Raw genomic sequence first — 17,944 nt, forward strand, 5'->3', positions numbered from 1 at the left:
GGCCGGAATCTCTTTCCAGCAGGGTAGTGCCGGCCGCTGGCCGGCAACCGCATGATTCCGTGGATGCCGGCCAGCGGCCGGCACTACCAGGAATTCAAAATGCCCGGCGGATGTCCGATCAGGCCGCCAGCGAATCCAGGGCGGCTTCCAGCGCGTCCAGGTTCGGCAGCAGCGCGCTCTGCTCGCCCAGCAGCACACGCATGTGCACGATGTCCGGCAGGGTTTCTTCCGAGGCGTCAGCCAGCAGGCCGTCGCGCGGCACCGAAATCAGCTGCGGGAAGTTCTGCGTCAGCAGGGCGTAGTACGGGCGTTGCGCGTTGCCGCTGAGGGCCTTCAGCACCACCACCTTGTTGTGGCCGCCCACGGCTTCTTCGCCCAGTCCCGAAAGACGTGCGAACGACACCAGCGGCACCTGCCAGCCATGCCAGCCGATCTTGCCGACCAGCCAGCGCGGCGCATCGGAGACCGGCTGCACCGGCACGCGCGACATCATTTCGGCCACGGTGGCATTGGGCAGCAGCACGCGCGCGTTGCCGGCCTGGATCAGGACGCCACGGATTTCGTCATTGCTGGCATAGCTCATGGTGCTTCTCCGTTGTCGTCCTGCTCACCCCAGCGCGCGGCAATCGCCTGCGCCAGTTCCTGCGGTTCACCGGCCACCATGCCGGCAGCAACCACCGCCGTGGCCGCAGCCGGGTCGTAGCAGCCCTCGCCCACCTGACCGGCCACCCATGCACCGGCGGCGGCCAGATCCAGCGCCGGACCAACATGCGCAAGGTCAGCGCCGCTGAGCAGGACCAGCGCGGTGTGGTCAGCTGGCAGCGCGGCAATCGCAATGCCCTGCGCGTCGCTGACGAAATGCAGGCCGTCACTGGCTGCCTGCACGCCGATGTCATCGGCCAGCACGTGCACTTCACCCGGAGTTGCACGCTGGCCGGCTTCAGCCAGCTGCACCGGCAACGGCGACACGCGTGCCATCTGCTTGACCAGGTTGCCGTAGCGCCCGCCATCCAGGCGCATGTGCACCAGGACGGGCACGCTCAGCGAAGGCGGCAGCGCGCCGAGCAGGCGACGCAGCGCATCCGGGCCACCGATGCCGGCCAGCACCAGCAGCGATCCGGCGCGTGCGCCCACGGGCGCTGCGGCATCCAGATCGACCAGACTCAGATGACCGGTATCGAAGGAAGGCAGCGGAGCCTCCACCGCAGCGTGGTGCGGAGCGGTTGCCGAGGCATCGGCCTCGTCCTCGACCAGCGACCAGGCGGTGTGGTCGAAGGAGACCGGCGGTAGCGGCGGTGCTGCGGACGCGGTCTCTGCCAGCGACGGCAGTGCGGGGGCCTCCAGCCGCTCAGGCACCACCGGCTGCAAGGCCGCCAGCGCCTGTTCCAGCGCGATCGGTTCGTGCAGCTGTACAGGCGGCGAGTACAGAGTGTCAGCGGGGACCTCGTCGGCCCAGCTCAATGCCTGCTCCAGGTGCGGCTGCAGCGCTTCTTCCTGCGGCGCCGGTGCCGGTGCCGGGTGGCCCGGCTCCAACCGCAGGCTGGGTTCTTCTTCGGCCCCCGGCGGCAACACCTGCTGGTGGCCATGCAGCTTGGCGGCCAGATGACGGCCCCAGCGCTGAGCCTCCCAGCCATCACGACGTGCAGCCAGTTCGGCCTCGTCGAAGACCAGGGTCAGACCCGGTGCGGACAGCACCGCTTCCAGGCGCTCCAAGGCGTCCTCGATGGCGGCTTCCAGCGCGATCACCACGAACTGTGGGCGCGCCTCCTGCAGGACCCGCGCCTCCAGCGTGTTGGGATCATCTTCCAGCACCAGCTGCACATCGGCGTGCGACAACGCCTCACGCAGGCGCTCACGCGCCGCGCCGGGACGGGCCAGCAGGGCCACGGCCGGAGCCGCTTGGGTTTCACTCACGGACACGGGCGATCCCCAGCAGGTCGTACACGTTACGCATCAGGTCCAGTTCCTGGTACGGCTTGCCCAGGTAACGCTGGACACCGATCTCGAAGGCGCGCTGGCGGTGCTTGTCACCGCTGCGCGAAGTGATCATCACGATCGGCACGTCCCTGTAGCGCGGGTCGGCACGCATCGCGGTGGCGAGCTCGTAGCCATCCATGCGCGGCATCTCGATATCCAGCAGCATCAGGTCCGGCACGCGCTCTTCCAGGCGTTCCAGCGCTTCCACGCCGTCGCGGGCGACGCTGACCTCGAAGTTGTGGCGTTCGAGGATGCGGCCGGTGACCTTGCGCATCGTCAGCGAGTCGTCGACCACCATCACCAGCGGCACCTGGCGCTCCTGGCGCGGTGCGTTGGCCAGCACAGGCAGCGTCGGGTTGGCGAGGAAGCGGCGCACCAGCGGCGCCACGTCCAGGATCACCACCACGCGGCCATCGCCGGTGATGGTCGCGCCGTAGATGCCCGGCACCGACGCGATCTGCAGGCCGACCGGCTTGACCACGATTTCGCGGTTGCCCAGCACCTGGTCGATCGCCACGGCGGCACGCAGATCACCGGCACGGACCAGCAGCAGCGGCACCTGGTCCTGGCCATCGGCACGCGCCGGGGCCTGCCCGACCAGGCTGCCGAGGTCGTACAGCGGATAGTCTTCGCCGCTGTAACGGTAGCTGCTGTCGGCGGCTTCGAAACGCTCGCGCGACAGGCGGCCGATACCACTGACCGAGGCCACCGGCACCGCGAAGGTGGTTTCGCCGATCTGCACGAACACCGCCTGGGTGACGGCCAGCGTCTGCGGCAAGCGAAGGGTGAAGCGCACGCCCTGGCCCCGCACCGACTGGATGTCGACCGAGCCACCGAGCTGGCGCACTTCGTTGCGCACCACGTCCATGCCCACGCCACGACCGGCCAGCTGGCTGACCTGGTCGGCGGTGGTGAAGCCGGACGCGAAGATCAGGTTGTCCAGCTCCTGCTCGTTCGGCTGCGCATCGGCGGCCAGCAGGCCACGGTCGATGGCGCGGCGGCGGATCGCCTCGCGGTCCAGGCCAGCACCGTCATCGGCCACTTCCAGCACGATTTCCGAACCTTCGCGGTGCAGGCGGATGGCGATCTCGCCCTCCTCCGGCTTGCCGGCGGCGCGGCGCTGTTCCGGCGCTTCCAGGCCATGGGCCACGGAGTTGCGCAGCATGTGTTCCAGCGGCGCGACCATGCGGTCCAGGACGTTGCGGTCCAGTTCGCCGTGGGTTCCTTCCAGGGTCAGGTGGACCTGCTTGCCGGTATCCATGCCGGACTGGCGGACCACGCGGCGCAGGCGCGGCACCAGGCCATCGAACGGCACCATGCGCGCGCGCATCAGGCCATCCTGCAGCTCGGAGCTGACGCGCGACTGTTGCTGCAGCAGCGAATCGTACTGGCGCGACAGATCGTCCAGCACGCCCTGCAGGCCACCCAGGTCGGCCGCCGACTCGTTCAGCGCACGGCTGAGCTGCTGCAGGGTGGAGAAGCGGTCCAGCTCCAGCGGATCGAACTTCTGGTCGGCCTGGTCCTGCTCGCGCTGGTAGCGGGCGACGATCTGCGCCTCGGTTTCCAGGTCGAGTCGCCGCAGCTGGTCGCGCAGTCGCGCATTGGTGCGCTCCAGTTCGCCCATGGCACCACGGAAGGCACCCAGCTGCTGTTCAAGCCGCGAGCGGTAGATCGCCACTTCACCGGCATGGTTGACCAGGCGGTCGAGCAGGTCGGCACGCACGCGCACCTGCTCCTGCTGCGGACGCGCCAGCGGATCTTCATCGATCACGCCCTCGGCCGGAAGCGGAGCCGACAGCGGCGCTTCGATCGGGGCCGCCAGTGGGCCCGCGGCCTGTGCGGGCACGGTCTCGATCTCGCTGGCCGCACGCGCGGCCGCAGCGGCTGCGGCGATATCGATGGTGGTGCGGACCTCGAAGGCTTCGACCAGATCCTGCGCCGGCTCCACCACGCGGTGCGCGCCGGTGCGGGTGAGCAGCTGGTGCAGGCGATCGAACCCACGCTCCAGCAACTGCACGTCGCGGCGCTCGATCTCGGTACGGCCCGCGGCCACCGCCTCCAGCAGCGATTCGATGCTGTGGCCAAGGTCGCCGATGGCGTTGATGCCAGCCATGCGTGCGCCACCCTTCAGGGTGTGCAGATCACGCTGCAGGCCGGCCAGTACCTCGCGGTCCTGCGGCGCATCGCGCAGTTCGCTGATCAGGCCATCGCAGTGGTCGAGCAGGTCCTTGCCTTCCTCGACGAAGATATCGACCAGTTCGCGGTCGTACACGCTGAAGTCGAGTGCATCGGTGCCGTCTTCGGCATCCGCCTCAACAGGTGCCTGCTCGTGGTGCGGCGCACGCGGCACGATGTCGGTCGCTGCAACCTGTGCATCGGCATCGACCGTACCCTGGCCCGGTGCGTCTTCCATTTCGAAGAAGCGCACCGCAGCAGTGCCGCCCTGCGGCGCCTCCGCGGTGATCTCCTCAATCACCGTCGCCGGGGACGGCTGATCGGCGCTCTCTCCTTCACCGACCGCCGCCTCCCCGCCGACGTCCGCATCCTCGGCAAAGGCATCTGCCTCACCCGGCGCGAGTTCGCTGGCCTGGAGGCCGATCACGGGCCATTGCCCGTCGTCGTCCAGGGTCTGCTCCTCCTCGATCACGTGCAGGCCGGCCTCGAGCGCGGCTGCCAGCGTGACTGGTTCTGCAAAACCCGGCACAGCCATTTCATCCTGCAGGCTCGACAGCTCGCTGTCGAGTGGCAGTGCAGCAGCGTCGTCAATGACGTTGTCATCGTCACTGTCCGAATCAAACGGCAACGGCGTATTCAGGTCGATCGCGTCAACTTCCGCAGACACCGGCAACTCTTCCGCGTCGCGGTCATCCACCGGCAGCGCACTGGCGTCGAGGTACGGCGACAGATCGTCCGCCATGGTCAGGTCAGCGTCGTCGACCGTCGCGATCGCCGGCACGGCATCTGATTCGTCCTGGGCAACATCAGGCGCACTTTCAATCGGCTGGATCGATTCAATCGCGCCGGTGTCGTCTGAGGCAGGTTCACCTTCGCCCGGAACCGACGGCCAGCCGGCGTCGAAGTAACGCGAAAGATCGTCGCTGGCGGTCAGCTCACCCACGTCCAGGCCGCTGTCGGCTGCGACGTCCAGCGCCTCCAGCCCGGTTGCAGCTGGAACCGGTTCCAGCGCATCTTCGGCATGCGACTGCGGCTCGGCAATGAGATCGGTCGCCGCATCGAAAGCGGACTGCATGCTGGTTTCGTCCAGCGTGTCCAGCCCGGCCAGCGGCGCTTCGGCCGCGGATGCCTGCTCGGCATCAGGCGCCAGCTCGACGCCCTCTTCGTCCTCGTCTTCCAGCGCGAACAGCGGCCAGCGCGCTTCCGGCAGCTCGCCGGCCAATGCCTGCAGCCGCTGCACCAACGCGCCCTGCGGAACAATCCGCGGCTGTTCGGCCTGCAGCGCTTCCATGGTCGCGGTGATCGCCTGCGCGGTCGCATCCAGTGCGGCTACGCCCTCGTCGCCAGGCACCACGTCGGCGGCCAGGGCGCGCTTGATGTAGGACTCGGCACCGCCGGTGACCGCCGTGATTTCCGGCACTTCGGTCATCGCGAAGGCGCCGTTCATGGTGTGCACCGCACGCAGCAGTGCGTCGCTGACCGGCTGCGGTGCCTGCTGCGCCGAACGCAGCCATTCCTGCAGGGTCGCCTGGTGGACTTCGACCTCGGCCTCGAGGATCTCGCGCAGTACGCTGTCGATGTTGGCCGGGGTACCGGCGTCTTCCGCCACCGCCGTGGCATCGGCCTGCGCCGACGCAGCGGCCTCGGCTTCCAGCAGTCGGCTGATTTCGTCTTCGCCTTCGGACTCGGCCAGTGTCGCTGCCGGTGCGGCCGCAGCCGGCAACGGCACGTAGAAGGTCTCCTCGCCGGCACCGACCCGATCGGCAATGGCCTGCATCGCCTGCAGGTCCACGCTGATGCGCTGGCCATGGCGCAGCGCGGCGTTCAGCTGCGGCAGCGCGGCATGGGCGTTGTCGACCATCGCCAGCACCGCCGGAGTCGCCGGGCGACTGCCATCGAGCACGCGATTGAGCATGCCTTCGATCTTCCAGGCGAACTCGCCCAGGGTGCGTGCACCCACCAGGCGGCCACTGCCTTTGAGGGTGTGGAAGATGCGGCGGATCGGCCGCAGCCGGTCCATGTTGTCCAGCTGCATGTGCCATGCCGGCAGCAGCGTGCCCAGGTTGGCCAGCTCGTCGTCGAACTCTTCCAGGAACACCTCGCGGATGTCCTCGTCGATGTTCTCGGCATCGTCGTCGAAGCCGGCCTCGAAGCCGGTCTCGGTGCCGGCCACGACCGGGATGTCCGCAGCGGGCGGAGCCGCCATGGCCAGCGGATTGAAATCGGCCGCCGCGGCGCTCAGCTCGGCGAAGAACTGCGCGTCGGCTTCGCTGAAGTCGATGGGCGCGATGGTGTCGATATCAATCACCGACACCGCCGGTGCCGGTGCATCGGAGACCGGCGTCAGCACCTCGGCCATCGGCGCGGGCACGTCCTCCTGCACATCCGCCGGAACCGCGTCCGCTTCGGCAACCACAGGGCTTTCGTCCACCCGCACGGGTGCAGCGGGATCGACGATCTCCAGCGCCGGGTGCAATCCGGCGTCGTCGTCCAGCGACAGCGTCTCCATTGCGTGCAGCGACAGCACGTCGTCGGCATTGTCCAGCGCATCGGCGTCGAAACGGAACACCACGTCGTCACCGGCGGCGACCACATCGTGCTCGGCAGCCACCGGGTCGAACACGGGCGCGGCAACGTCAGCGGTGTCAAAGGGCACCGACGCGTCGACGTCGTCCTCGACATCCATCACAGCCACATCGGCCAATGCCGGCGGTGTTGCCTCCGACAGTGTCCACTGCGGCGCCGGTTCCACGCTGGTTTCGGCCCGTTCGAAACTGACCGGGTCGAAGCTGGCGAAGGTCGGACTGCGCTCGTCTTCGGCACTCGCGGTCGGCTCGGAGTCCGGATGGAACGGTGCGAGATCCCATTGCGGTACCTCGGGCGCAGGCGCGCTGGACGCGGCGAAGACCAGCGGTGCATCCGCGTCGTCATGCAGCGACAGCGGTGTGGAGGCGACACTCCCCAGCGCCCCGAACATCAGGCGGTTGTCCACCACCTCCGGTGCAGGCGCGGCCGGTGGCGGATCGAAGGTGAAGTCCGGCAGCGGTACCGGCACCGTGCCGGCGGCGGGCGCGGCCGGCTGCACCGGAATCTCGATGGGCTCCGGCTGCAGCGGCTCGGCCTGCAGCGCGATCGGCTCGCGGTCCACCAGCAGCGATGCGAACGGAATCGGCGCGGCGGCAACAGGCTCCACCGCATTGCGGTCCGGCAACGGCCAATAGCGCAGCGCTTCAAGGCTGCTGCGGGTGATGTCGAGGATGTCCTCGCGACCCGGGCGGCGGTCGCGCAGAGCCTCGAGGTAGTACTCCAGGCTGGCCATGGCATCGGCCAGGGTGTCCAGCTGGCGGCCACTGGGCACGCGCTGGCGACCGATCAGCTCGGCTTCGATGTACTGCTGCACACCGCGCAGGTAATCGGCGGCGGTGTTCAGGTCGAGCATGCGCAGCGCACCGGACACATCGCCCAGCAGGCGCGGCACGTCCTGCAGCTCGGCATGGTTCCAGCTGGTTTCAATGAAAGCGACGAAATGCTCACGGGCCGCCGCGAAGTTGGCGATGGCTTCATGCGCCAGCACTTCCACGGTGCGCCGGTTCTCGACCGCGCTCGGATCGTCCTCGCCACTGCCACCGGCGCCCAGATGGGCCACCTGGTCGTCCAGCGAGGCATCCACGTACAGCAGTGCGCCGGCGATATCCAGCAGCAGGTTCTCATCGATCTGCTGGCGACCCTCGACCACGCCACGCAGCGCGTCGCGCTGCTGCACGACCACGCCACGGGCCACGCCCAGGCCCATCATGCCCAGCGTATCGGCCACGGCGCCAAGTTCGTTGGCCTGGGTCTCCAGCTGTTCGGGCGCACCGCCAGTACGCAGGTGCAGGTCCAGCGCATCCTTGATGCGCAGCAGTTCTTCCTTCACCGCGCTGCCGACCGTATCCAGCAGCTCGCGGTTGCGCCCGCTCAGGCTGCCGCGGGCATGGTCCAGCTCAGCCTCGGTGGCGCTGACACTGTCCGGCGCAAACGCCAGCAGCACGCTGTCATGCACGCCTTCTTCGCCTCGCGCGGCGCGGATCTCGTTGAGCAGCGGCATCAGCACGATCGGAATATCGCGGTGACCGTTCTGCAGGCGCTCCAGGTAATCGGGCAGCAGCACGCTACCGCGCATCAGGGTCGCGCAGGCTTCATCCCGATCAGCCACGCTACCGGCGCCGATGGCATTGGCCAGTTGCTCCAGCTCCTCGGCCACCATCGCCGGGGCGTACAGCTCGACCATGCGCAGGGTGCCCTGCACCTGGTGCAGGTAGCCGGCGCAGATGCGCATGCGGCTGGCATCGGCCGGGTCTTCCGCGTAGTACTCGACCTCGTTGCGCACCTGGCGCAGGGTCTCGTCCAGCTCGGGCTTGACCCAGCCCAGCGCTGCGTGGCTCATCGCATCGCGCAGACTGCTCATGGACGCGCTCCGTTCGCCGCCGCGCGGAAGCCGCGCGAGTTCTGGCGTGGGGAATGGAAATGCTTCATCGACTGGTTCCTTGCTCGCCGCCCTGCCCGCGTCACGCCGGCAGCTTGAAGTCGGCGACCGAACGACGCAGGTCGGCCGCCAGCTGCGCGAGGTGACCGATCGATTCGGCGGTCTGCCCGGCACCCTGCGAGGTCTGGCCGGTGATCTGCCGGATCACGCCCATGGTGCGGGTGATGTCCGAGGCCGCAGCCGACTGCTGCTGGGCGGCGATGGAGATGTTCTTGATGAGGGTGTTCAGTGCATTGGACACGCGCTCGATTTCGGTCAGTGCGGTGCCGGCGTCCTCGGCCAGGCGTGCACCGGACACCACTTCGGCGGTGGTCTGTTCCATCGAGGTGACCGCTTCGTTGGTATCGGCCTGGATCGCCTGCACCAGGTTCTCGATGCGTCGGGTTGCGCCCGAGGTGCGTTCTGCCAGGCGCTGCACTTCGTCGGCCACGACCGCGAAACCGCGGCCCGCTTCACCGGCCGAAGCCGCCTGCACCGCTGCGTTCAATGCCAGGATGTTGGTCTGCTCGGAAATGTCGTTGATCAGTTCCACGATCGAGCCGATTTCCTGCGACGACTCGCCCAGGCGCTTGATGCGCTTGGAGGTTTCCTGGATCTGGTCACGGATCTGGTCCATGCCCTGGATGGTCTCGCGCACCACGCCGGCACCTTCGGCAGCGATCACCACCGAGCGCTGTGCCACGTCGGCCGACTCGGCCGAGTTGCGCGACACCTGTTCGATGCTCGCCGCGATTTCACCGATGCGGTCCGAGGCCGAGGTGATCTGGTTGGCCTGGTGGCCCGCCGCCTCTGCCAGCTGCATGGCGGTGGCCTGGGTTTCCTGGGTGGACAGCGCGACCTTGGCCGAGGTGTCGTTGATGGTGGTCACCAGGTGGCGCAGCTCGTCCACCGCGTAGTTGATCGCGTCGGCGATGGCGCCGGTCATGTCCTCGGTCACCGAGGCCTTCACGGTCAGGTCGCCCTCACCCAGCGAGGAGATTTCGTCCAGCAACCGCATGATCGCCTGCTGGTTGCGGCTGTTGAATTCCACCTGTGTCTGGTAGCGCAGTTCCTGCTCGCGCGAGCGGCTGCGCACGTTGGTGGAGACGAAGCCGATGATCGCGATCAGCGACAGCGCACCGGAGACCACACCGATCCAGAAGTTCGGGAACAGGCGGGTGTCAGACACCGAGCCGAACGAGGAGAACGCGTCGAACAGCTTGCGGCTGTCATCCAGCATGTGGGCCGAACCCTGGCCCAGCGCGGTGGCGGCGGACTGCGCCGCGAACAGCTGGCGCGAGCTGGCCAGGATCGCGTCAGCGTCCTGCTTCATCGCTTCCCACTTCTGCTGCGACTGCTCCAGTGCGGCGACGGCGGCGGCACCGCGCACGGCGGTGATGCCCAGTTCCTCGTTGCCGTTGCGCAGGCCGTCGAGCACCTGCGAGAACACGGTGATGTCGCGTGCCAGTGCATCGCCGGACGTCGCTGCGGCGCTGCCACCGGCGCGCATTTCGGTCACGCGACGGGCCATGGAGCCGGCCACCACCACCTGCTGCAGGGCGCTGTACACCTGCGACGACGGCGCGCCCGAGGCGGACATCGCACGCACCAGCTCGTTCAGCTGGGCCTGCAGGCCCGGCACCGCGCCGGTGAAGTTGTTGGCATTGCCGGCCAGCGCCAGCACCGCCGGTTCACTGGCGACCAGCTGCCCGGCCTGCTTGCCCAGCGGCGCCCAGGTTTCGGCCAGGGTGGCGATCGCACCCGACACGCCCGGCTCCTTGCCGTAGCGCCCCTGCAGGGTCGACACGTTCTGTTCGATCGCGTTGCGGGTCGCCTTGAAGGCGGTGAACGCCTGCGCGTTGCCGCCCACCGCATCACGGCCCTGGTTGGCCAGCTGCTGTGACAGCACCTGCAGATCGGCCGCCTTGGAGCCGGCATCGGCCAGGCGACTGCCCTGCCAGGTGGCGACGCCGGTGTTGACGCCGAACAGGATCATCGATGCCAGCAGCAGGAACAACCAGAGGTTGCTGCCGCCCAGCCGCAGCTTGCCGGTCTTGGTGGCGTCCGAAGCAGTACTCATCGTTCAACCTCGATCTTCAATGCAGGGGGCGATGCCCGGCCTCAGGCCGCGGCTTGCCGGAATTCAGGGGTACGCGACAGCAGCGAGAGCGAGAACACGCCCCAGTCGTGGCCGTCGGCGTGGAAGGCGCGATCGACGAAGTGGCCGTAACGTCCTTCGGCCAGCGTGCCGGCCGCGATCTGCTGGTCCAGTTCGAAGCTGCGCTGGCCGAACAGTTCATCGATGGTCAGCGCGACGTCGCCACCCGACTGGCGCATGATCAGCACGCGCTGGCCTTCCTGCTGCACGGTACGCGTGCCTTCCAGGAAGTACTTCAGGTCGACCACCGGGAACAGGTTGCCGCGCAGGTTGCCCACGCCCAGCAGCCACGGCTGCGCGCACGGCACCGGGGTCACCGGCGGCATCGGCACGATTTCCACCACTTCGCGGAAATCGGATACCAGCCGGCGCTGGCCGACGCGGTAGCCCACGCCACGCCAGAGGTCCTGCGCGAACTGCCGCTCGGGCAGCTGCACCGCATGGGCCAGGCTGCGCCGTTCATAGGCTTCGAGGATGTCGAAGGGCGAGCGCATCAGGCCACCAGTTCGTTGATCCGCGCGATCAGTTCATCCTCGCGCGGCGGCTTGACGATGTAATCGGCTGCGCCCTGGCGCAGTCCCCATGCCTTGTCGGTTTCCATCGCCTTGGTGCTGACGATGATCACCGGGATGTGCTTGATCGCCGCATCACGGGCCATCGCACGGGTGGCCTGGAAGCCGCTCATGCCGGGCAGGACCACGTCCATCAGCACCAGCTGCGGCACCTGGTCGCGGACCAGCTGCAGTCCATCCTCGGCGTTGTCCGCTTCCAGCACCTCATGGCCGGCACGGCGCAGCCACTGGGTGAACACCGCGCGGTCGGTCGGTGAATCCTCGATCAGAACGATACGAGCCATTGTGCCTTTCCCCCCTGGTCAGGCGTTGACGTATGTGCGGATGGCACCCAGCAGTTCTTCACGCGTGAAAGGCTTCGTCAGGTACTGCTCCGAGCCGACGATGCGTCCCCGCGCCTTGTCGAACAGGCCATCCTTGGACGACAGCATGATGACCGGGGTCGCCTTGAACAGCTGGTTGCCCTTGATCAGCGCACAGGTCTGGTAGCCGTCCAGGCGCGGCATCATGATGTCGACGAAGATGATCTGCGGTTGCTGGTCTGCGATCTTCGCAAGCGCTTCGAAGCCGTCGGTGGCGGTGACCACCTCGCAACCTTCGCGCTTGAGCAGCGTTTCCGCAGTCCTGCGGATGGTCTTCGAATCATCGATGACCATCACCCGGAGTCCTGCGAGTTCCCCGCCCGCAGTCGTGTTTTCAGTCATTGCCTATCCCCAAGCGCACGGCCCGATCTCTGGCGGGGGCCGCTACGAAAGCGTATCTATATCGCACTTTCCGCGCCCGCTTCAAGGCCGCCCCATGGCGCGGGGCATGGCACCCTCCTGAACGTGACGGGTTTCGCAATGCGTGCGCGACCGCCGGGCGGACGCTGCGTTGCAGTACGGCAGGGAGGCGCGCGACCGGCGTTGCCGCTACCATCAACGCCTTGCCAGACAGGTGCGCCCATGCCGTTGAACGTCATCGTGGTGATGGACCCCATCGCCCACATCAAGATCGCCAAGGACACCACCTTCGCCATGTTGCTGGAAGCCCAGCGCCGCGGCCATGCCCTGCACTACGTGCGCCCGGGCGGGTTGGCCCTGGAAGGTGGCGTGGCGGTGGCCCAGACCGCACCGCTGCAGGTGCGCGACGACCCGGCCGGCTGGTATGAGCTGGGCGCGTTCAGCCGTACCGAGTTCGGTCCCGGCCAGATCGTGCTGATGCGCAAGGACCCGCCGGTCGACGCCGAGTACATCTACGACACCCAGGTGCTGGACGTGGCCGCCGCTGCCGGTGCCTGCGTGGTCAACAACCCGCAGGGCCTGCGCGACTACAACGAGAAGCTGGCCGCCCTGCTGTTCCCGCAGTGCTGCCCGCCGACCCTGGTCAGCCGCGACGCCAAGGCGCTGAAGGCCTTTGCCCTGGAACACGGCCAGGCGGTTCTGAAGCCGCTGGATGGCATGGGCGGCCGCTCGATCTTCCGCAGCGGCCAGGGCGATCCGAACCTGAATGTGATCCTGGAAACCCTGACCGACGGTGGCCACAGGATGGCGCTGGCACAGAAGTTCATCCCCGACATCACCGCCGGCGACAAGCGCATCCTGCTGGTCGATGGCGAACCCGTCGACTACTGCCTGGCGCGCATCCCGCAGGGTGATGAATTCCGCGGCAATCTGGCCGCCGGTGGCCGCGGTGAAGGCCGCCCGCTGAGCGAGCGCGACCGCTGGATCGCCGCCCAGGTCGGGCCGGAGATGAAGCGTCGTGGCATGCGTTTCGTCGGCCTGGACGTGATCGGTGATTACCTGACCGAGGTCAACGTGACCAGCCCGACCTGCGTGCGCGAACTGGACGCACAGTACGGGCTGAACATCGCCGGCACCCTGTTCGACGCACTCGAGGCCGGCCTGCGCTGATGTCTGCCGCACCTGCCGTACTGCCCCCGCCGCCGCGCGAAGCGCAACGGCTGGGGGCGACCATCGCGCTGTCGGTGCTGGTCCACGCCCTGCTGATCCTGGGCGTGGGCTTCGCCGTGAAGGGCGATGCGCCGCTGGTGCCGACGCTGGAAGTGATCTTCAGCCAGACCCGCACCGCACTGACGCCGAAGCAGGCTGATTTCCTGGCCGCAGCCAACCAGGAAGGCGGTGGCGAACACGACCGCGCACAGCGTCCGCGTGACAACCAGGCCGGCATCGTGCCGCAGGCCCAGTCCGGAATCAGCCCGATTCCGCAGCAGCAGCAATCGGCCGCACCGGTTCCGCCGCCGCAGGCCCGGGTGGTCAGCAGCCGCAATGGCGAAGAAGTGTTCGCGCAGGCGCAGTCCCGGCCCACGCCGGATCAGCCCGAACCGGATGCGCCCTTGAGCGCACGCGAGCAGCGCGATGTGGAAATGGCCCGCCTGGCCGCTGAAGTCCATCTGCGCTCGGCGCAGTACGCCAAGCGCCCAAACCGCAAGTTCGTGTCGGCCAGCACGCGCGAATATGCCTATGCCAACTACCTGCGTGCCTGGGTCGATCGCGCCGAGCGCGTCGGCAACCTGAACTACCCGGACGAGGCCCGGCAGCGCCGCCTGGGTGGCCAGGTGGTGATCAGCGTGGGTGTGCGCCGCGATGGCAGCGTGGAAAGCAGCCGGATCCTGCGTTCGAGCGGGATGCCGTTGCTGGATGAGGCGGCGCTGCGGGTGGTGAAGCTGGCGCAGCCATTCCCGCCGTTGCCGAAGACCGAGGATGAGATCGATATCCTGCAGGTCACCCGCACGTGGGTGTTCCTGCCGGGCGGCACCCTGCACGACGACCGGTAGGGTTTGTTGCCCGGGCCTGCGGCCCGGGACCCGCTGCAAGCCCAAGCAACTGCAACAGCAAGATCAAGAGCTGCGGTTGGGCTTTGGGTTTGGCGGGGCGGTGTGGGCTTGCAGGACACGCCGTAAACCCGTCCCTGGGGGCTCGATGGCGCCATCCATGGCGCCAACGGTCCTGCAAGCCCACACCGCCCCACCTTTGACAGATCACGGCGCATTTTTGCTATTGGTAGGTGTCGACCTTGGTCGACACACATCCACGCCACGCGTGGATGCGAGCGAAGCGACCCGCTTTTGACTTTGACTTTTCTTTTTTTGATTTTCCGTGGCGGACGCACACGGGAACTGTCAGAGGCCGGGCGGGTGGGCTGCGCAGGGGCGTGAGCCGCATGGGCCCGAGGCATGCCTTGGGCGGGTTGGGCAGGACGCCCAACCCCGGTCTTGCCGTGTGCGCAGGACAGCGCACACGGGCAAGCGGCGACCGAGCTTACAGGGACGTACTTGCAGCGCCCCCTGCGCAGCCCACCCGCCCGGCCAAACCAGGGCTTTTGATCTACGCCCCCCCCGCCACGAGGGGCTCAGCCGTTGGCCTTCGCCTTCGCCTCGCGCGCGACCTGCTGCTCGACCAGGGTCAGTGCCACGTTGTCACGCAGGTACGCCGGCTCGACCTTCTCCGGTGCAATGGCTTCGCCACGAGCGAAGGCCGGCACCGCCAGTGCAAGCACGTCCGATGCCCGCGGCAGCGCAGTGGCATCAACGCCGCGCAGGCCAGCGCCCAACTGCGTAACAAGCGCGCCCTCGGCCGCACCAAACCCGGTACCAACGCCGTAAGCGGACAGCCCTTCCGGCAGCGATACCGCAGCGGGTGCGCATACGCGCTCAGCATCACGCGCCACCGGCAGGCCGTCCACGCGCTCGAAGCGGGCAACGTAGAGTTCGCCCATCCGCGCATCGATCGCTGACAGGATCTGCGTTTCTTCCGTCGGTGCCCGCAACGCCAGCACCTGCAGCGTCGAGACCGGCAACAGCGGACGGTCCAGGGCCAGCGCAATGCCCTGGGCAATCGCGATCGCAAGACGCACGCCGGTGAACGCGCCGGGGCCGCGGCTGAGCGCGATGCCGTCCAGCTGGCGGCGGCTGATGCCGGCTTCGGCCAGCAGCGCCTCCGCCCACGGCAGGCTCAGTTCGGCGTGCCGGCGCGGGGCGATCTCGAAGCGTTCCAGCACCTGCCCATCGACATGCAGGGCAACGGAACAGGCTTCGGTGGCGGTTTCAAAGGCGAGCAGTTTCATCGGATCGGGTCAGAACAAGGGGAACGTGGCACCGGGCGCCGGCTCGGGGCCGGTCGCAACAGCGACTGGGGCAGCCGCATCATCGGCCGCAGGCGCCCATTGTGGCGTAAAGAAGGCCTGCACATCGGCCAGGCTGCGGGTACGCCGGAACGGCGGCAGCGAATCGAGGAAGACCCGGCCATAGCCCCGGTTGAGCAGGCGCGGGTCGCACAGTACCAGCACGCCACGGTCGCTCTCGCTGCGGATCAGGCGGCCGACACCCTGCTTCAATGCGATCACCGCCTGCGGCAACTGCTCGTCGCGGAACGGATTGCCGCCCTGGCTGCGGATCGCCTCCAGCCGCGCCTCGTACACCGGATCGTCCGGCGCCGCGAACGGGAGCTTGTCGATCATCACCACGCTCAGCGCTTCGCCGACCACATCCACGCCCTCGCGGAAACTGGCCGAGCCCAGCAGCACGCCATTGCCCGATTCACGGAAGCGCTGCAGCAGCGTCGCACGCGGCGCCTCACCCTGCACGAACAACGGCCACGGCCCGTCGCGCAATGCCTCGGCGGCCTCACGCAATGCACGGTGCGAGGCGAACAACAGGAAGGCCCTGCCCTGCGAGGCCTGCAACACCGGCCGCAAGGTCTGGATCAGCGCGGTGCCAAACCCGCGCGCCGCCGGATCGGGCAGGCCTTCGGGCAGGTAGCACAGCGCCTGCTCGGGCCAATTGAACGGACTTGGCTGCACCAGCGTGTGCGGATCGTCCAGGCCCAGGCGGGTGGCGATGTGATCGAAACCACCGCCCACGGTCAGCGTTGCCGAAGTGAAGATCCACGCGGCACGGCTGCGCTCGCGATGCTCACGCAGCGGACCGGACACATCCATCGGCGTGCGCTGGCAACGGAAACCACGCGGCGTAAGCTCGTACCAGAGCACATCGGCCGCACTGCTCGCTTCCGACGGATCGGTGTCGAAATCGAGAGTGGGTTCGTCATCGCCCAGCCAGCGGCTGAGCCGCGAGACCGCCTCGCGCGCCCGCGCATGACAGGCATCCAGACCCGCCGCCGCTTCGCGCAGCGGCTGCAATGCCTGCTCCAGGGTCACCAACCCTGCCATCACCGTATCGAATCCGTCGCGCACCTGTGGCATCGCCAGCGCGCGCCATTGCGTGCCACGCGGCGGCAGTCCCTCCATCGCCGAACGCAGCGCCAGCAGCGCCTGCTGCAACTGGTCGACCGGTTCCTGCAGCGCCGACTGCGCGCCGCCCACACCGCGTGCTTCAGCCAGGCAATCGCGCCCGAGCTCCTGCCACGGGCGCATGCCAAAACCCTCGCCGAAGAACTGCGCGGCCAGTTCGGGCAACTGGTGCGCCTCGTCGATGACGAAGGCCTGGGCGCCCGGCAGCAGTTCACCGAAGCCATCCTGCTTCAGGGCCAGATCGGCCAGCAGCAGGTGATGGTTGACCACCACCACATCGGCAGCCTGTGCACGCTGCCGCGCACGCACCACGAAGCAGTCATCCCAGAACGGGCAATCGGTGCCCAGGCAGTTGTCGACGGTGGAGGTGACCATCGGCAGCAATGGGGAGTCGTCGGCCAGCCCGTCGAGCTCGGCGATGTCACCGAACTCCGAGCGACCGGACCAGGCCAGGATGCGCTGGAACTGCGCGGCCTGCTCGGGACTGGAAAACCGCGGTTCGCCGCGCGCCTGCTGCAGGCGATAGCGGCACAGGTAGTTCGCACGCCCTTTCAGCAGCGCACTGCGCAGGCCGACCCCGAGTGCCTGGCGCACCCGTGGCAGATCGCGGTGGTAGAGCTGGTCCTGCAGCGCGCGGGTGCCTGTGGAGATGATGGTGCGCAACCCGGACAGCAGCACCGGCACCAGATAGGCAAACGTCTTGCCGGTGCCGGTACCGGCCTCGGCCAGCAGCAGATCACGCTGCTGCAGCGCATCGGCGATGGCTTCGGTCAGGTGCAGCTGTGCCGGACGCGGGACGAATGCATCCAGGTGCGAGGCGAGCGCGCCGCCGTCGCTGAGGGCTTCGCGGCTGGCATGGACAAGGTCGGACATCAGAGGGAAAGGATACCCGGCCGGGCGCTGCCCGGCACCCGTTTCAAGCCAGAGCACAAGCAACGGTAACAGCGGTCATGGCTCTGGGTTGCACTGAGGGCTGGGTGGGGGACTGTGGGTTTGCGGGGACGCCGTAAACCCGTCCTTGAAGTGACCCCCGAGACTTGGACGGGGTCAGGCGGCCGATTGGGCCTGCTCCCGGTACTTTACCGGGCTCAGACCTTTCAGTTTCAGTTTGATGCGCTCTTCGTTGTAGTACTGGATGTATTCCACCAGCCCAGCTTCCAGACTCTCGATGCTGTCAAAGCTGTTCAGGTAGAAGAATTCCGACTTCAGCGTCCCAAAGAAGCTTTCCATCGCCGCATTGTCCAGGCAGTTGCCGCGCCGGGACATGCTTTGTTTCAACGAGTGCTTTTCCAGCATGTGCCGGTAGTT

12 protein-coding genes are annotated in these 17,944 nt (G+C 67.8%); 2 read left to right on the forward strand and 10 right to left on the reverse strand.

Translation table 11 applies throughout. The annotated features are described in order from the left end of the window. Nucleotides 1-118 precede the first annotated feature (118 nt). From ACMZ91_RS18700 to pilG, 7 genes are all read right to left on the reverse strand, one after another. Complete coding sequence (locus ACMZ91_RS18700) at nt 119-583, reverse strand: chemotaxis protein CheW (protein ID WP_049400402.1); 465 nt, start codon at nt 581-583, stop codon at nt 119-121. Next, complete coding sequence (locus tag ACMZ91_RS18705) at nt 580-1,920, reverse strand: chemotaxis protein CheB (RefSeq protein WP_414577050.1); 1,341 nt, start codon at nt 1,918-1,920, stop codon at nt 580-582. The genes ACMZ91_RS18700 and ACMZ91_RS18705 overlap by 4 nt, the downstream gene beginning before the upstream one ends. Continuing rightward, a complete protein-coding gene (locus tag ACMZ91_RS18710; protein WP_414577049.1) occupies nt 1,907-8,599 on the reverse strand; it encodes an Hpt domain-containing protein in 6,693 nt (2,230 codons plus the stop codon). The genes ACMZ91_RS18705 and ACMZ91_RS18710 overlap by 14 nt, the downstream gene beginning before the upstream one ends. 100 nt (nt 8,600-8,699) lie before the next feature. Beyond that, nucleotides 8,700-10,736, reverse strand: a complete 2,037-nt coding sequence (locus tag ACMZ91_RS18715; protein ID WP_414577047.1) for a methyl-accepting chemotaxis protein — start codon at nt 10,734-10,736, stop codon at nt 8,700-8,702. A gap of 41 nt (nt 10,737-10,777) precedes the next feature. After that, nucleotides 10,778-11,308, reverse strand: a complete 531-nt coding sequence (locus ACMZ91_RS18720; protein WP_049400398.1) for a chemotaxis protein CheW — start codon at nt 11,306-11,308, stop codon at nt 10,778-10,780. After that, complete coding sequence (locus tag ACMZ91_RS18725; RefSeq protein ID WP_005410717.1) at nt 11,308-11,670, reverse strand: response regulator; 363 nt, start codon at nt 11,668-11,670, stop codon at nt 11,308-11,310. Before ACMZ91_RS18725 ends, ACMZ91_RS18720 begins: the two co-directional genes overlap by 1 nt. 18 nt (nt 11,671-11,688) lie before the next feature. Beyond that, entirely contained in the window at nt 11,689-12,090 is a 402-nt protein-coding gene (gene pilG, locus ACMZ91_RS18730) for a twitching motility response regulator PilG (RefSeq protein WP_005418455.1), read from the reverse strand. Between the two features lie 240 nt (nt 12,091-12,330). Here pilG and gshB point away from each other — a divergent pair, with 240 nt between their 5' ends. Together gshB and ACMZ91_RS18740 are read left to right on the forward strand one after the other, a co-directional pair. Next, nucleotides 12,331-13,278, forward strand: coding sequence for a glutathione synthase (gshB, locus tag ACMZ91_RS18735; RefSeq protein ID WP_012511876.1), 948 nt, complete (start codon nt 12,331-12,333; stop codon nt 13,276-13,278). After that, complete coding sequence (locus ACMZ91_RS18740; protein WP_414577044.1) at nt 13,278-14,162, forward strand: energy transducer TonB family protein; 885 nt, start codon at nt 13,278-13,280, stop codon at nt 14,160-14,162. The genes gshB and ACMZ91_RS18740 overlap by 1 nt, the downstream gene beginning before the upstream one ends. A gap of 575 nt (nt 14,163-14,737) precedes the next feature. On the opposite strand, the gene tsaB is transcribed toward ACMZ91_RS18740, so the two are convergent. The 3 genes from tsaB to ACMZ91_RS18755 form a co-directional block, all read right to left on the reverse strand. Further along, on the reverse strand, nt 14,738-15,451 hold the full coding sequence (gene tsaB, locus ACMZ91_RS18745; protein ID WP_329893275.1) for a tRNA (adenosine(37)-N6)-threonylcarbamoyltransferase complex dimerization subunit type 1 TsaB: 714 nt from the start codon (nt 15,449-15,451) through the stop codon (nt 14,738-14,740). A 9-nt stretch (nt 15,452-15,460) separates the two neighbouring features. Beyond that, a complete protein-coding gene (gene yoaA, locus ACMZ91_RS18750; RefSeq protein ID WP_149909239.1) occupies nt 15,461-17,509 on the reverse strand; it encodes a DNA repair helicase YoaA in 2,049 nt (682 codons plus the stop codon). A 174-nt stretch (nt 17,510-17,683) separates the two neighbouring features. Further along, the coding region (locus tag ACMZ91_RS18755) for an IS3 family transposase (protein ID WP_495497671.1) at nt 17,684-17,944 on the reverse strand (261 nt) is incomplete at its 5' end.

Origin of the sequence: Stenotrophomonas sp. FR024 (assembly GCF_047500745.2) — a bacterium.
GTDB classification, from domain to species: domain Bacteria; phylum Pseudomonadota; class Gammaproteobacteria; order Xanthomonadales; family Xanthomonadaceae; genus Stenotrophomonas; species Stenotrophomonas maltophilia_A.

What these genes read in the sequence shown, in the direction of transcription:
- ACMZ91_RS18740 (WP_414577044.1), top strand. Translation starts at nt 13,278, where the DNA reads ATGTCTGCCGCACCTGCCGTACTGCCCCCGCCGCCGCGCGAAGCGCAA.
- ACMZ91_RS18700 (WP_049400402.1), bottom strand. Translation starts at nt 583, where the DNA reads ATGAGCTATGCCAGCAATGACGAAATCCGTGGCGTCCTGATCCAGGCC.
- ACMZ91_RS18710 (WP_414577049.1), bottom strand. Translation starts at nt 8,599, where the DNA reads ATGAGCAGTCTGCGCGATGCGATGAGCCACGCAGCGCTGGGCTGGGTC.
- ACMZ91_RS18725 (WP_005410717.1), bottom strand. Translation starts at nt 11,670, where the DNA reads ATGGCTCGTATCGTTCTGATCGAGGATTCACCGACCGACCGCGCGGTG.
- yoaA (WP_149909239.1), bottom strand. Translation starts at nt 17,509, where the DNA reads ATGTCCGACCTTGTCCATGCCAGCCGCGAAGCCCTCAGCGACGGCGGC.
- ACMZ91_RS18715 (WP_414577047.1), bottom strand. Translation starts at nt 10,736, where the DNA reads ATGAGTACTGCTTCGGACGCCACCAAGACCGGCAAGCTGCGGCTGGGC.
- pilG (WP_005418455.1), bottom strand. Translation starts at nt 12,090, where the DNA reads ATGACTGAAAACACGACTGCGGGCGGGGAACTCGCAGGACTCCGGGTG.
- tsaB (WP_329893275.1), bottom strand. Translation starts at nt 15,451, where the DNA reads ATGAAACTGCTCGCCTTTGAAACCGCCACCGAAGCCTGTTCCGTTGCC.
- gshB (WP_012511876.1), top strand. Translation starts at nt 12,331, where the DNA reads ATGCCGTTGAACGTCATCGTGGTGATGGACCCCATCGCCCACATCAAG.
- ACMZ91_RS18720 (WP_049400398.1), bottom strand. Translation starts at nt 11,308, where the DNA reads ATGCGCTCGCCCTTCGACATCCTCGAAGCCTATGAACGGCGCAGCCTG.